The sequence below is a fragment of the Bdellovibrio sp. GT3 genome (genome assembly GCF_037996765.1).
Classification (GTDB): domain Bacteria; phylum Bdellovibrionota; class Bdellovibrionia; order Bdellovibrionales; family Bdellovibrionaceae; genus Bdellovibrio.
The window spans coordinates 808348-823164 of record NZ_JBBNAD010000004.1 but is presented as its reverse complement, the minus strand read 5'-3'; the positions used below and the strand labels follow the sequence as shown (position 1 = coordinate 823164).

The 14817-nt window shown below is 47.5% G+C and carries 13 protein-coding genes and 1 tRNA gene; 8 read left to right on the top strand and 6 right to left on the bottom strand.

Annotation, left to right across the window (positions count from 1 at the left end):
- Positions 1-346: 346 nt before the first annotated feature.
- Entirely contained in the window at positions 347-2170 is a 1824-nt protein-coding gene (locus AAAA73_RS05585) for a hypothetical protein (RefSeq protein WP_340597198.1), read from the top strand.
- 212 nt (positions 2171-2382) lie between these two features.
- On the opposite strand, the gene AAAA73_RS05580 is transcribed toward AAAA73_RS05585, so the two are convergent.
- The 4 genes from AAAA73_RS05580 to AAAA73_RS05565 form a co-directional block, all read right to left on the bottom strand.
- Positions 2383-2474 (bottom strand) — tRNA-Leu (locus AAAA73_RS05580).
- Between the two features lie 63 nt (positions 2475-2537).
- Entirely contained in the window at positions 2538-3245 is a 708-nt protein-coding gene (locus AAAA73_RS05575) for a hypothetical protein (RefSeq protein ID WP_340597197.1), read from the bottom strand.
- On the bottom strand, positions 3242-3937 hold the full coding sequence (locus AAAA73_RS05570; RefSeq protein WP_340597196.1) for a DUF3943 domain-containing protein: 696 nt from the start codon (positions 3935-3937) through the stop codon (positions 3242-3244). Before AAAA73_RS05570 ends, AAAA73_RS05575 begins: the two co-directional genes overlap by 4 nt.
- The gene (locus AAAA73_RS05565; protein WP_340597195.1) at positions 3912-4661 is read right to left on the bottom strand and encodes a phosphatase PAP2 family protein; all 750 of its coding nucleotides are present in this window, start codon (positions 4659-4661) and stop codon (positions 3912-3914) included. The genes AAAA73_RS05570 and AAAA73_RS05565 overlap by 26 nt, the downstream gene beginning before the upstream one ends.
- A gap of 95 nt (positions 4662-4756) precedes the next feature.
- Here AAAA73_RS05565 and mdtD point away from each other — a divergent pair, with 95 nt between their 5' ends.
- Positions 4757-6196 carry a multidrug transporter subunit MdtD gene (gene mdtD, locus AAAA73_RS05560; RefSeq protein WP_340597194.1) on the top strand — a complete coding sequence of 480 codons (1440 nt, stop codon included), beginning with the start codon at positions 4757-4759 and terminating at the stop codon, positions 6194-6196.
- A 63-nt stretch (positions 6197-6259) separates the two neighbouring features.
- On the top strand, positions 6260-7144 hold the full coding sequence (locus AAAA73_RS05555; RefSeq protein WP_340597193.1) for a 3'-5' exonuclease: 885 nt from the start codon (positions 6260-6262) through the stop codon (positions 7142-7144).
- Here AAAA73_RS05555 and AAAA73_RS05550 read toward each other — a convergent pair whose 3' ends face one another.
- The gene (locus tag AAAA73_RS05550; protein ID WP_340597192.1) at positions 7145-7624 is read right to left on the bottom strand and encodes a hypothetical protein; all 480 of its coding nucleotides are present in this window, start codon (positions 7622-7624) and stop codon (positions 7145-7147) included.
- 60 nt (positions 7625-7684) lie between these two features.
- Between AAAA73_RS05550 and AAAA73_RS05545 the strand changes: the two genes are divergently transcribed.
- From AAAA73_RS05545 to AAAA73_RS05535, 3 genes are all read left to right on the top strand, one after another.
- The gene (locus AAAA73_RS05545; RefSeq protein ID WP_340597191.1) at positions 7685-8971 is read left to right on the top strand and encodes an Hsp70 family protein; all 1287 of its coding nucleotides are present in this window, start codon (positions 7685-7687) and stop codon (positions 8969-8971) included.
- A gap of 177 nt (positions 8972-9148) precedes the next feature.
- Entirely contained in the window at positions 9149-9823 is a 675-nt protein-coding gene (locus AAAA73_RS05540) for a PilZ domain-containing protein (protein WP_340597190.1), read from the top strand.
- 106 nt (positions 9824-9929) lie between these two features.
- The gene (locus AAAA73_RS05535) at positions 9930-11009 is read left to right on the top strand and encodes an AI-2E family transporter (RefSeq protein WP_340597189.1); all 1080 of its coding nucleotides are present in this window, start codon (positions 9930-9932) and stop codon (positions 11007-11009) included.
- Between the two features lie 71 nt (positions 11010-11080).
- On the opposite strand, the gene AAAA73_RS05530 is transcribed toward AAAA73_RS05535, so the two are convergent.
- Positions 11081-12697, bottom strand: coding sequence for a fumarate hydratase (locus AAAA73_RS05530; protein ID WP_340597188.1), 1617 nt, complete (start codon positions 12695-12697; stop codon positions 11081-11083).
- Positions 12698-12978: 281 nt separating this feature from the next.
- On the opposite strand from AAAA73_RS05530, the gene AAAA73_RS05525 reads away from it, so the two are divergent.
- Both AAAA73_RS05525 and AAAA73_RS05520 read left to right on the top strand, forming a co-directional pair.
- Positions 12979-13107 carry a hypothetical protein gene (locus tag AAAA73_RS05525; protein ID WP_340597187.1) on the top strand — a complete coding sequence of 43 codons (129 nt, stop codon included), beginning with the start codon at positions 12979-12981 and terminating at the stop codon, positions 13105-13107.
- Between the two features lie 130 nt (positions 13108-13237).
- Entirely contained in the window at positions 13238-14764 is a 1527-nt protein-coding gene (locus tag AAAA73_RS05520; RefSeq protein WP_340597186.1) for an MFS transporter, read from the top strand.
- The last annotated feature ends 53 nt before the right edge of the window (positions 14765-14817 follow it).

Below are 14817 nucleotides of genomic sequence, written 5' to 3'. Positions count from 1 at the left end.
TATTTAACACTTGCGAGTTGAACAAACTCAGCATCAAAAAGCACTGGCATAAAATCAGTGCTTTTTTTTATTTCTGATTCGAGACAGACGCACCAGGCATGACCTCACGCAGAACCGACATCGGTTCCGCATCGCAGTACGAAAAGGGAACTGTTACCCGTCTGCTAGTTACCCGTCTGCTAACCGTGAGGTCAAATTCTCTCTATTTATCCAATCTGAAATCGCGGAGTCATAAACTGATGGATCAGTTTTGTTTGTGTAATCGAACTCGAGTGTCTCACGAACTCTTGATTGTTAGGTGGGACGACCGAAACATATTAACATGATGCTAACAAAAGGAAGATCAATGAAAAGAAGACAAGTTTTGCAATCCGCGGCCTCCTCTTTTGTCACTGCTCTCTCGGTCGCTGCTATTTCCACCCGCGCCGAAGCCGCTGCTTTGCCACCAAGTTATGCTCAGGGAGACATCGGGTCTGTAATTGAGCTGCGTTCTACACGCCCTTCAGTTAATGGCGCCAAGATGACAGTAAGAAGCTACCATTCGGGGCTTAACGTTGGTGGTGGCGACTTTATTGGTTACTTGTCAACTGGAGTAGATGATGGCGGGACTGTCTTTGCTGGCAGTGGTTTTTATTGGCGTCGCGTGATCAAAGATCCCAACAATCTGACTGTATTTGATTTTGGTGCAAAGGCTGACGGTACATCTGATACAGCCGCGGCGATCAAAGCGATGTATGCTTGGTCAAAAGCCAACCATCCAGGAATTGGCGTTCAGTTTCCTGCGGGTACGTTCTTTGTATCTCGTGTGGATATGGGAACGGCAGAGCTGCCCCTTTTTCGTTTAGCGGGCGGGACTGTCAATTTTGGTTATTTTCCGTCTACAACGATAATTTCCGATGGCAAGACTTCTCAAGTGTTTAAGGTAAATGCGCGCAGAGCCGAGATTTCAAATCTGGTCTTTAAGGGACAGATTGATAAATTTCAAAATTACCAAGGGTTCTTCGATAATATTTGTGAAGGGGGACAGTTTTTCCGTGGGTCCCAGTTGCGCTTCCAGAATGTGGGAGGGGCTTCTTTATCTTTGATGGATACGCTAGATTGCAAAATTGACCAATTCTACGCCAATGCCTGTATAAATGATATTGTTAGAGTTAAATGGTCAGACCGAGAAGCCGGAGCTTGGGACCACAGCACTGCGGTTGAGCTTTCCAACTTCAACGTTCAAAGATGCACAAATGGAAAGGTTTTAAACATACCACGTTGTAGTCAGGCGTTAATTTATAACGGGTGGATTGAGCACTGTAAAGATCCAGGAGATATCTCCAACGGACAATGGATTATTGATGCCTTAAGCCTTGAAGGCTGCACGAATCCGCTGAACGCTCGCAACTCGCGCTTGAATTCGCGTCAGATTAATTTGCAATCTGGAAGCACGATAGACAATTCCATGCCGAGTGAAGGCCGCTGGCTGAGCGCATGGGAGATGGGTTCATCGAGAGTTGAGTCCTTTGGTGCTGCCTTCGACGGCAGTTTGAAATACGGTCACATTAATTCGAAATTCAGACTGAGCAACAATACCGGTACGGCGGCATGGTTTGAGTTAGGCAATTTCTTTACGCCTACCATGGGCGATAGTTGGGAAATTGAATTATTTGGACAAACACAATATAACGCCGGCAGTGGCAATCAGCCATTTAAGAATGTGATTGGTGGAAAAACCACTGGTGGTCGCGCCATAATTCATATGCAACGCAAAACGGACAACGCGGAAGCCAGTTGGTCGGCAGAGGGAAGTTCTCCCGTGCAGGAAGTGCGAATTGAGCCACGATCCGCCACAGACACCAGAGTATTCGTTAAAATTGCCAACTGGACTCCATCGGTTATCGTGTTATTGAAAAGTAACGGGAAGGATCGCTTTCTGGCTGGGATGTGCTTACGCTTCGATGCCGCCATGGTACAGCGGGATCCCGCGAGTAGCACTGAAGTAGCTCCTGCCCGCTTTAGTGTGCACAATGGAAAAGCCGGAATAGGTGGCAATGAAGAGGGCGATTTATTACTAGCCACGCGTCTTATAAACCCTTCTGCGGTCGACACAAAACAAGTAAAGGGTTATATATCTGTGGTGATTAATGGTGAACAATTCGCAATGCCATACTTTGCTCTGAAATAAATCCATCAGGGCACTGACTAAAAATCAGTGCCTTCTTTTTTTTGGCGAGTGGGTCGGTTAAACCACGAGCACCATTCTCTCTCCAAATTTCAAGTTCCGCAGTACTCTGTAGCCACAACGAAGCCACAAAAAAATCATTGAACCAATAAATCAGCAAAACTAACCGTATGAAAAAAAGAACGAGGACTGTCCGAAGAAATTTGGAGAGAGAATGGTGCCTCGGGCCGGAATCGAACCGGCACGACCCGGTAAAGGAATCCCAGGATTTTAAGTCCTGTGCGTCTACCAATTTCGCCACCGAGGCAATCGTGAAGCACAGATGATACCCGTCTTTACCCAAAGGTCAACTTTGGGCGCGGCGTTACGATTAAAATATGAAGCCACCCAAGGTCACATAGACGGAATAAAGCTGGGAGCGCCCATCCAACGAGGCCCTTGCCACAACAACAGGCACATCTTTATCCATTTGGATGCCACTTTCCCGCACCATCCACTCCCCTGTTGCAGCCACTTCCCAGAATAAAACTTTCTTGGTTTTGGATAGTCTCATCCCGCCCAAGGCAATACCCACCATCGGGCCCTCGAATTGAATGCGGTTATAGACTTCATCAAACTCGGGAATCTTGCGGCCATCCAGATAGACGACGTTGATATTTGCACCAGTGAAGGCCCTGAAGTACGGAACCTGCTCATCAAACCAACCTTCCGGCAAACGATAGCGAAATCCCACCGACAAAATTGTTCCCCAGACACGATAGTCATTCACCCGGGCAAACTTAATATAAGAACTCGCTTCCAGTGCCCATTTGTCATTGAGGTAATAGCCGACATCGGTTTTACCAGCCAAGCCCCCGCCAAAATCCCGAGAAACACCTTCAACAATGTAGGCACCACCGGTAATTCCCAAGCCCGCCGCAATATGAGTTCCTTCTTTCCAAATCTCATCAATGGCAGTCGGTTGAACGATGTACTCCTCAACGGCCGTGCCTTTAAGTAAATAGTCCTTCTGATCTTGCGCGAAGCTCGAAAGAGAAACCAGCGTAAGAAGTACTGACAGCAACACTTTTAGTTTCATTCAAAACTCCAACCAACATTTACGCCCTTAAACTTATCCGAAACAATCGGAGCCACATATCCGTAATGTGAATCAGGCAACAAGGTGAAGGGATTGAAGATGTAACCCAAGAGTCGATTCGGCCAGGTCTTTTTGGAGTGAAAATAAAAACTGAGATTTTCAAATCCCACACCCACAATCGTTCCCAAGACCGGCGTCAGATAGATATCCTGTAAACTTGGAACTTCAGTCAAAGGTTCAATGGCAAACTCAAATGCCAACGAAGAACCAATAGTCCAATAGAATGCGGTTACTTCGTCATAGCCCCGCGAACGATAGAATTGATAGTAAAGCTGCCCCGAATACGCATGTTTGAAAATGTTGTAGTCGTAAGTGTCTTTGTCATAATCCGGATGAAGAGCATGATCGAAAAAGTTATCAAATGAACCGTGATCCTCGATGGTCTCCCATTGAGTTACTAGATACACAGCCCACTGCAGTCCATACATGACCCCAAAGTACTTCCATTTTTCACCTGGTTCGATATCCGTTCTGGGAAGGTGCCGATAGTCTTCAAAAAGATTTGAAGGCTTTTTCTCAACGATGACCGAACCACTGCCTGCCTCCGCCGAGACTTGGGCAAAGCTGTGCCCTGCCGTGAACAGCAGAAGCAAAGCAAGCAGAGTGCTAGAAACTTTTTGAATAGTTAACAATCAAACCTCCCGGCACTGGCACCGGATAAAATGAAATCGGATCCTTGTCGCCTTTGGTAACCAAAGCACTCGCACGCCCCCAGTAAAAACCCAAAGCTGCTGCTGCTACCGTGTCGCTCAACCAATGAACCTGCGAGGCAATTCTTGAGGCCCCGATAAAAGTCGCCGTCGTAAAAGCCGCCGTACCAACCCACGGACCGTAGGAGTACGCAAATGAAGTCGCAATCGCAAAGGCATTGGAGGTGTGCCCTGAGGGCCAAGACCAACCACGATCCCCTGTCGGGCGCGTGCGATTGATACTGGCTGCCAACGTCACGTGAGTCAAAGTCGTCAAAGCCATTGCGCGAATTGCTTGAAGCCCCGCAGGCTGATCCCACCAAAGTTGGGACGCCGCCAGAATAACACCCGGACCGCCACTCCCCAACATCGCACCCAATTGTCTCCAATCATCCGACATTGTCTCATGATTCATGGTGTATTCATGGACCTTATCATCCTGTGTTCCGGCAATCGCGGAAGCCATCAAACCGCCGATGATAATTCGCGCACCGGTTTCATCAAAACCTTTCACGATTGTGGGTTTGAATTGATCCTCCCACAACCATGGAAAAAATGGTTTGGAATCAGTAGGATCATTCCAATGTAAACCATCAGAAGAAAATCCAAAATCCAAACAAGAAAATGTGAATACGAGACTGGTAATTAACAGGCGCAGAAATTTCATTTAGAAAGTCTAACTGCTTTTCAACAACGACGTCAAAGCGATCTTATTTTGCTGTCCTTTAGAAAGAGGAGTATAACTGAATCCGAGGCAATTCTATGTCCACGTCTCCGACTTCCACTTACACAGCATCACCGTCATCCAACCGCCTGCTATGGTTGGTCGCCATCGGCTTTTTCATGGAAACGCTGGACGCGACGATTGTTAATACAGCGCTCCCTTCGATGGCCAAAAGCCTGAACACCAGCCCTTTCATGATGCAGGCAGTAGTCATTGCCTACGCCTTAACAATCGCTGTCCTCATTCCCGCATCGGGTTGGATCGCGGATCGCTTCGGCACAAGAAAAGTCTTCTTCTCGGCGATCCTCATATTTACATTAGGATCACTTTGTTGTGCGGTCTCTCAGACATTGACCCAGCTGGTAGCTTCCCGGGTACTGCAAGGGATGGGAGGAGCAATGATGATGCCGGTTGGACGCTTGGCCGTCCTGCGCGCATTCCCAGCACATCAGTTTTTACGCGCCATCAGCTTTGTCACAATCCCTGCCTTGATCGGCCCACTGATTGGCCCCACTTTAGGGGGCTACCTGGTCGAGTACGCTTCGTGGCACTGGATATTTCTAATCAATTTACCTGTGGGAATTATTGGTTGCATCGCCACCTACATCGACATGCCCGACATTCGCGGCGTGGAAACGACGAAGTTTGATATCACCGGTTTTATTCTTCTTTCACTAAGCATGGTGATGATCTCATTGGCCTTGGATGGAATGTCTGAACTGGGCTTCCCCCAAGCAACCGTTTTGATTTTGGTGATTTTCGGATTGGCATCACTGAGTGCCTATTGGCTGCATGCACGCCGCGCACACCGCCCGCTGTTTTCTCTTTCGTTGTTTCAATCCTCAACATACACCATCGGACTCCTGGGAAATCTGTTTGCCCGTATCGGCAGCAGCAGCATGCCCTTCCTGATTCCCTTGTTTTTACAAATCAGCTTGCACTACTCTCCCTTTGAGGCCGGCATGACGATGATCCCCGTTGCCCTGGCCGGGATCTACGCGAAAAAACTGGCAACACCATTGATAACTCGCTGGGGCTATCGCAACACTCTGGTTTACAACACACTGATGTTGGGGATCATGATGGCGAGCTTTGCTGTGATCACCGAAAACCAACCCCAGTGGCTGCGCATCATTCAGCTTTTAATATTTGGAACCGTGAACTCCCTGCAGTTCACAGCGATGAACACTCTGACGCTAAAAGACCTGCAGCCACGCCTGGCCTCTAGTGGAAACAGTCTGTTTTCCATGGTGCAAATGCTGGCAATGAGTTTCGGTGTTGCGGCAGCGGGCGCCCTGCTTTCAACTTTCGCAGCCCACTATCCCGGCACAGCAGACGGCGGCTTTGCCCTGGGCGCTTTCCGTGCCGCATTCATATGCATGGGACTGATCACCTGCAGCTCTGCCTGGATATTTTGGCAGCTGCCCGCAGAAATGGTGGGCCGCCCCAAAGATACCGAGAAAGTTATGGTTGAATAGAGTTGAAACTCCCCCAAGGATCTACAATAATCGCAGCCATTAAACTGCACCGGGGGATAGAACATGGCATTTCGTTGGATCGGCAAATCACAGGATGGCAACACCGTCACTTTGAAGAAACTAATCGACTGCCCCGTTGTCGCGCCAGAGTATGTCACCGAAAATTGGCTGCACACCAATCAGGATCTGATCCGTACTGCCATGGTATTGGATGTGGAAACCACCGGACTGAATCAAAATGAAGATCAGGTTATCGAAATTGGTCTGCGCCAGTTTGATTTCAACAAAAACACCGGAGAGATTCTGCGTCTGGGAAAATCTTATTCAGCTTTTCAGGATCCAGGACGCCCCCTGTCTCCAGAGATCATTTCCCTGACCGGCATCACCGATCAAGACTTAGAAGGACAGAAAATCGACTGGAACCATGTTGATCAGCTGATCTCGGAATCCTGCCTGGTGATTGCTCACAACGCCAAGTTTGACCGCCCCTTTATTGATCGCAAATCAAAAACCTCCAAGGAAAGAATCTGGGGTTGCTCTTTCAAACAAGTGGACTGGAGTTCCAAAGGTTTTACCAGCCCCAAACTTGAGCTTTTAAATATCTACCATGGCTTCTTCACTGATTCTCATCGCGCCCTGAATGATGTGGATGCACTTCTTTATCTATTAAGCATTCCCGAAACGCAGAGTGAAAAACCGTATTTGATGGAGCTAACATCAAATGCGAAGCGTATGATGACTCATATGATTGCAAGCTCCGCACCTTTTGAATCCAAGGAACACTTAAAATCCCGCGGCTACTCCTGGGACAATACGAATCGTTTTTGGTCGAAGGTCATCTTTAAGGATGATGTGAAAAACGAAATCACCTGGCTTGAAGACACCGTTTACTGCGGTCCCTTCAATGGCATCCAGCGTGATATTCCCTTGATGGATAATTTCAAATAACTATTTTACCGAAACGATTTCGTATTCGCGAACCTGATCGCCTTGCTCTACAATGGCGACGTCACCTTCATACAGATCCAGCAAAGCTTCTCCCAAAGGACTGCTGGGTGTGACGATTTGAATGCGCTTGCCTTCAAAATCAACATTCACCCCACCACCGTGAGTCATCATGAATAGCGTACTGGTTTTACCATTGTGTTCGACTTCGATCAAAGCCGTGCCGGCAATCTTATCATCCGGACCGAAGTCCTTGACCACCACGTGCTTCAAAATCACCAACAATTCTTTGATTTCAGAGATGCGCTTGGCTTGGCCCCGCGCCAAATAAGAGGCCTCAAGCCCACGGGTGTCGTATTCGTTTTCAGGCTTGCTTTCTTCATGAGTCACAGCCTCTATGGTGGCTTTTGCAACTGCCGTCAGATTCGCCAGATCTTTTTCAAGTTCACCTCGAATATGCTCAATCAGTTTTTTCTTATCCACCAACAACTCCAGTGATACTATTGTTTCTTTAGGGTGACTGATTTAGTGAAGGATTGCAATATGTCTGACTCGTTTCTTGCTATAGATTTCGGAACCAGCAACTCTCTGGTGGGTGCCTACCATCAGGGCAAAGTCCACGGTGCACTCCCGTTGGATCCAAAGTCCGCAGACCCTACATTAATGCGCACACTGCTTTACTTCCCCAATCCTGATCTGTGCTACTACGGTTCAGAAGCAATTGAACAATACATCGATCAGGACATGGAAGGCCGCTTGTTTCGCTCCTTCAAATCCCACCTCCCCAACCAAAGCTACCTGGGGACCGTAATCGACAATCGCATTGTCACTTTGGAAAACATGGTCGGTATCTTTTTGTTGGAGCTGAAAAAACGCGCTGAAAAACATCTGAATCACCACATCAACAAAGCTGTGATTGGCCGACCTGCGCGCTACTCTATGGATGCGGTGGCTGATGGCTTTGCTTTGCATCGCATGGAAAAAGCCGCAAAAATGGCCGGCTTCGAGGAAGTTCAATTTGTACCGGAACCACTGGCCGCCGCGTTCGATTACCGCAAACAAGTCACCTCTGAAAAAATCGTGCTTATCGGTGACTTTGGCGGAGGAACTTCGGATTTCACTTTGATTCGTCTGCGCGCCGAAGGTTTTGACAACAAAGATGTGCTGGCGATAGATGGCTGCCCCATGGCCGGCGACGCTTTGGATTCTGTTTTCATGAGTCACCGCCTAAGCGAGCATTTCGGTGCAAAATCCCGCTATCGTCTGCCCATGAGCAGCAATGTTCTGACCATGCCTCCGGCGGTTTCGCAAAAACTGAATCACCCGGCGCACATTGTTCATCTTAAAGAACGTGACACTTATGAGTTCATCAAAGAAGTTAAAAAGTGCTCCCTCACAGTCAAAGACAAGGACGCTATCGAAAGACTCTTCATTCTGCTTGAAGACCAGCAGATCTTTCCGTTCTTTGAGGCGATTGAAAAAACCAAAAGAGGCCTTTCCGCCTCTGATAGCACCGAGTTTGAATTCGACTACCCAGGACTTGAGCTGAAGGAGCAATTCACTGCGCTGCAATTCATCGACTGGGCAATGACAACTCGCCAAAAAATCTTTGAAGGCCTGGATCGCTGCCTGGATTCCGCAGGGCTCACTCCGGAGCAAGTGGACTTGGTCTGTCTTACTGGTGGAACAGCCAAAGTGCCCTTTATCCAGAGCGAACTTGAAAACCGCTTCGGAAAACAGAAGCTGCAAACCCAGGCTCACTTCCACTCGGTGCTTTCAGGCCTGGTGGAATCGGCAAGCTTTTGGGCAAACGGGCAAAAGGTCACTTAATTTACAGCTCATATTCAACCTGTTAGCATTCACCGGCTGTCATATAATACCATGACAGCTGTCTAACTTTTTCGCGTCTCCTCCCCTTATTTTACAATTGGCTCTGGTCTTTAAATTGCTTTGTCTCATTGTACAGAACGTTACTTCACTTCAACAATCTGCTCTGGGGAGGGCTCGATGATGAAAGCACACATCTATATCAATGGTATTCACGCAATTCCAACAGCACTAAAGAAAGACAAAACACTCAAAGCAGAAATCGTCGAAAATCCGTATGAACTGCGCGACCTGATGAAGCAGGATCCGGAAACCGAGAAAATCATCGTCGCCTTCCTGCCCTTTTTGGAAGTTCGCCATTATGAACTCTACCGTCACTTGCAAAAAAACACGCAGAATCTTAAAATCTTTTTTATTGTCAGCGAACTTTCCAGCACTATGCGCATTCGCTTAAAAGCCGACAATGACTTCATCGTGATGTGGAAGACCGAGGAAACCAACCTTGTTCGCAATATTCACAAATATCTTGATGGCAAAAATGTCGAATCCCGCCAGGATCGCCGCGAACACGCAACCTCAAAGGGTCTTCTAAGTCCCTCAAAACTTCCTTTGGGAGACCAAAACAAAGGCTTTCAGCCTATTCTGGGCGGCAGCTTTGAAAACCTGTCCATCCATGGCTCCTGCATGAAAATTCAGGCCCCATTTTATGAACACAAAGACTTCGTGAATTTGACATATCAGAACAAAGAAGGTGATTTTGTTTCCCTAGAAGGTCAGGTGCGCTGGTCAAAATGGAATAAAGAAACCAACACCCAGGAATTGGGAGTTCAATTTCTTTCCTCTATCGTAGTTTAATTAAATTTAATGTTCGTTTCTTACACGGGAAGGCTCCAGATCGTTGGCTCCACTTCCCGTGTGTCTTTTCTTGCAACGCCCCCGAAAACAAAGTCTAATCTATTTCATGATTGACGCACTTAAAGAACGATCCGAATTAATTACGTGGATAATCCTTCTTTTGATGGCAGGTCTTTTCACCTACATCAACCTGCCATTTTTGTTGCCGTTGTTATTGGCTGGCATTTTTGCGATGGGTTTAATCAACTTCGTAAATCGCATCTGTAATAAGTCCCGCGCACCACGCTGGTTAACAGTGGCGGGACTTACAATTGTGGGACTTGCCTTGGTATGGCTGCCTTTGACCCTGGCAACTTACCGTATCGGCGTCCATCTTTCTTCGCCGCAGGACTTTGCTGCGACTCCCGTCATGACTCAGCTCAAGAATCTGCAGACATCGGGATTAAATATTCTAAAACAAGCCACGGAGTGGACCGGCTATGATCTGGTCACTCCTGCACAGGGCATGCTGACTTCCGTATTCGGAAAAGTCGGCAGCTGGGCTTTGGAATTTTCTTCAGCACTGGTTACGCAACTTCCCGGTATTTTATTTAACTTTTTTGTTTTCGTATTATTCCTGTATGCACTTTTACTAAAAGCCGCACCGATCAAGGAATTCGTCATTCGCTACAGCCTGGTTGATGATAAGCTCACAGAAGATCTGATTAAAGTAGCCAAGGAAGCCTGCGCGGTGACGTTGTTTTCAACATTTGTGATCGGTGTGATTCAGGCATTCTTAATTGGTATTGGTGGACTGATTTTTGGTGAGGGTGATTTCTGGTTGGTCGTCACGGTGACCTTTGTGGTCTCTTTCATTCCAATCATCGGCGCAGCCCCTGTCGGATTCCTATTGGCCATCCTGGCGTTTTTTGGCGACCGTATCGGCCCTGCTATCGGTATGGCGATAGTCGCAACCCTGGCTGGGACAATCGACAACATCCTAAAACCAATTTTAGCCGGCAATATGGGCGAACAAAAAATCAATCCCCTGGTAGGCTTCACTTGCGTGATCGGTGCCGTCATAATGTTCGGAATTCCAGGCTTACTATTCGGCCCCGTCATCATGAATCTCGCCTATGGTGCAATCCCGTTACTGCTGAAACAACTAAAACACAACGGTTCAACGTTCTTCAGCAACGACACGTAATAAAAAAGGCAGGACATCAAATCCTGCCTTTTTTTATTTTTATGGAAAATGTGTGTCTATACCTTCGACCTTTAGACTTTTCTTAGGAAGGATTTAAAGAAGTCATTCCCCTTGTCATCGACGATAATGAAGGCCGGGAAATCTTTGACTTCGATCTTCCAGACAGACTCCATCCCCAACTCTGGGAAATCCAGCACTTCCACTTTCGTGATGCACTCCTTGCCCAAGCGTGCTGCAGGCCCACCAATAGATCCCAGATAGAAGCCACCGTGCTTTTTACAAGCATCTGTGACCTGCTGCGAGCGATTGCCCTTACCCAGCATGATCATTGAACCACGCAGACTTTGGAATGTATCCACGTAAGGATCCATGCGTTCGGACGTTGTTGGACCAAATGAACCGGAAGCATAACCCTTTGGAGTCTTCGCAGGACCAGCGTAATAAACCGCGTACTGCTTAAAGTAATCCGGCACACCTTCACCGCGATCCACTTTTTCTTTAAGCTTGGAATGCGCAATATCGCGCGCCACGATCATCGGACCATTCAGCATCACACGAGTCGCCACTTTCAATGAAGAAAGAATTTTCAATGTTTCCTCAATCGGCTGATTCAAATCAATGCTGATCGCTTCCGCTGCTGTGTCTTGCAGATGATTTGGCAGGTATTGCTCTGGATGAAGTTCCAATTGCTCAAGGAAGATACCTTCCTTGGTGATTTTGCCGCGAATATTGCGATCCGCCGAACAACTCACCCCCACCCCGATCGGGCAGCTGGCACCATGGCGAGGCAAGCGAATCACACGCACATCATGCACAAAATATTTTCCACCAAACTGCGCACCGATGCCGGATTCGCGGGCCCATTTTTCAACCTGCTTCTCCATTTCGATATCGCGGAAGGCACGTCCACCTTCTGAACCTGATGTTGGCAATCCATCCAAATAGCCAGCAGAAGCGTACTTGACGATTTTCAAAGTTTCCTCAGCGGAAGTACCACCCACGCAGAAAGCCAAATGGTACGGAGGGCACGCCGCCGTCCCCAATGACACCAAAACTTCCTTCACGAACTTTTCAAATCCTTCCGGATTCAAAACCGCTTTGGTTTTTTGATGCAAGTATGACTTATTGGCTGAGCCACCGCCCTTTGCCAAAAATAAGAAATGATATTCATCACCTTTTTCAGAGTAGATATCAATTTGCGCAGGCAGATTGGTGCCGGTGTTTTTCTCATCAAAGAAAGTGATTGGAGCCATTTGCGAATAGCGCAGATTGCGTTTTTGGTACGTATTGTAAACACCTTTGGACAAATACTCTTTGTCATCAAATCCAGTGAAAACACCCTCACCTTTTTTACCCACAACAATGGCTGTCCCCGTGTCCTGACAGGATGGAAACTCCATTTGTGCTGCGATAATCGCATTTTTCAAAAGATCCACTGCCACGAAGCGGTCGTTGGCAGAGGCTTCCGGATCCTGAAGAATATTTTCCAGCTTTTGCAGATGGGCGGAGCGCAGCAAATGCGACACGTCGCTCAAGGCCTCCTGCGCAATCAGTTCCAATGCTTCTGGTGCGACAACCAGAACCTCACGGTCACCGATTTTTTGGGTGCTCACGTGATCTGAGGAAATCTTGCGATATTGAGTTGTATCTTTTTGCTTTTCGTAGAGTGGGAAATACTTAAATGACATGCAACTGAGAATAGCAGAACCACCGGCTGCGGCAAGGCTTGATGCGGACGCGCGCAAGCCCTCGGTAGGCTGTTTTAGGTGGGATTGTAAGGTGGGACTTCGAACGCCGCGAAAGCGGCAAAAATATGTGGGACCAGGGCTCTCTGCGTTCGAGAGGGGTCCAAGGACCTTCCGAGGGAGGAGAATCAAACTTGTTGTCTCCTTCTGATACACAACTTATCAACCTAGACCTATAAGCACAAAACGATAATATTTGTCTCTTCCATAAGATTTGCTTATACATGAAGGCAGCAGCCATTCAGTGCGATTTGAGCCTTTTTGATGAATTCTCGTCTGCGGTGACTGTAAAATCTGCAGGTAAAATTCCAAATGTGAACTCTAGGCTCTCTATGAATATCGTGATGCGCTGAATTTATAGCCATCTGAGAGTGAAATTGACCAAATCCTAAAGATTGTGAAGGGAATAAGCGCACTCCCCCGATTGCAAATTCCTTTTTTATCGCTTACGTTCTCACCGCAAATAAAATTTTGGAGGCTTCCATGGCTTTGTTTCTAGTGGGACTGTGTCTTGCTGCGGTAATCATCCTTTACTTCAGCAACAATCCGTTGGGTCACTCTCGTAAGTTTATGATCCGTCGTTTTATTAACTGGTTTCCGCTGGGCATGTCCTACGCATTCCTTTACATGGGACGTTACAATCTGAACGTTTCCAAAAACGCCTTGGGCGACATGATGACCAAGGAACAATTCGGTATCATCTTCGCTGCCGGCACCATCACTTACGGTCTTTCTTTCCTGATCAACGGTCCGATCGTCGATAAAATCGGCGGTAAAAAAGGGATCATCATCGCAACCCTGGGTTCTTCGTTGATGAACTTACTAATGGGTGGAGCGACTTATCTTTACCTAATGGGTCGTTTGAAAACAAATATGGTGGTGGCTTTCTCCATCCTGTTTGCCCTGAACATGTTCTTCCAATCCTACGGTGCGGTTTCCATCATCAAAGTCAAAGCGTACTGGTTCCACGTTCGTGAACGCGGCGTTTTCGGTGCGATCTTTGGTACTTTGATTTCTTTCGGTGTTTACTTTGCATTCGACTGGGGTCAAGCCATCGTTGAAGCTTCCAAACTTCATATCGAAGGTCAGATGACCGCTTTCCAAAGATTCATCCAGCACATCTTCGCCATCGACACAGGTGTGACGAATGCGACTTGGTTGGTATTTACGATTCCAGCGTTCCTTTTGATCTGCTGGGCCTTGATTGACATGGTTCTTTTGAAGGACTCTCCTAAAGAAGCAAACTTCGGTGATTTCGATACAGCAGATGCTTCTTCCGGTGACGATGAAAACCTTAAGATCACAATGTCTGTGGTTCTTAAAAAAGTATTCTCCAGCCCGATCATGTACACGATCGCATTGGTGGATTTCACTTCCGGCGTTCTGCGTAACGGTATCATGCAGTGGTATCTGGTCTTCGCGCACGAAATGAAAGGCATCGATGAGTCTTTCTACAACGGCTCCCAATTCTTTATCAAAAACTGGGGCTTGCTACTGTGTTTGACTGGTATCCTGGGTGGCTTCATGGCCGGCATGCTGTCGGACCGTGTCTTCAACTCCCGTCGTGGCCCTCCGGCTGCAATCAACAATGCCTTGATGATCGTACTTTTGATTCTTATGTCTGTGTTCCTGACCAAAGAACCAAACATCGTGGGTGGTGTGGCAGTTCTAATCACACTTGCCGTTATCGGGGTTCACTCCTTGATGTCTGGAACAGCTGCTGCTGACTTCGGCGGTAAAAAAATGACTGCCACGGCGTCTGGTATCGTCGATGGTTGCGTTTACCTGGGTTCAGGTATCCAGTCCTTGGCAATCGGTTACTTGTCGGTGAAAAGCTGGCACTACTGGCCATTGTTCCTTCTGCCATTCGCGTTCATGGGCTTGTTCCTGTCCCTGCGTATGTGGAACGAACTTCCTGAAGCAACCAAGAAGTACATCCTGAAAAAAGAGCAGGAAGCTGCCAAAGAACAGGGCACGTCAATCAACACGGGCGACCCGGCGACAAACTAAAAGCTTTAAAGGCTCACCTCTGGTGGGCCTTTTTTGTATCCTCACACAACCAC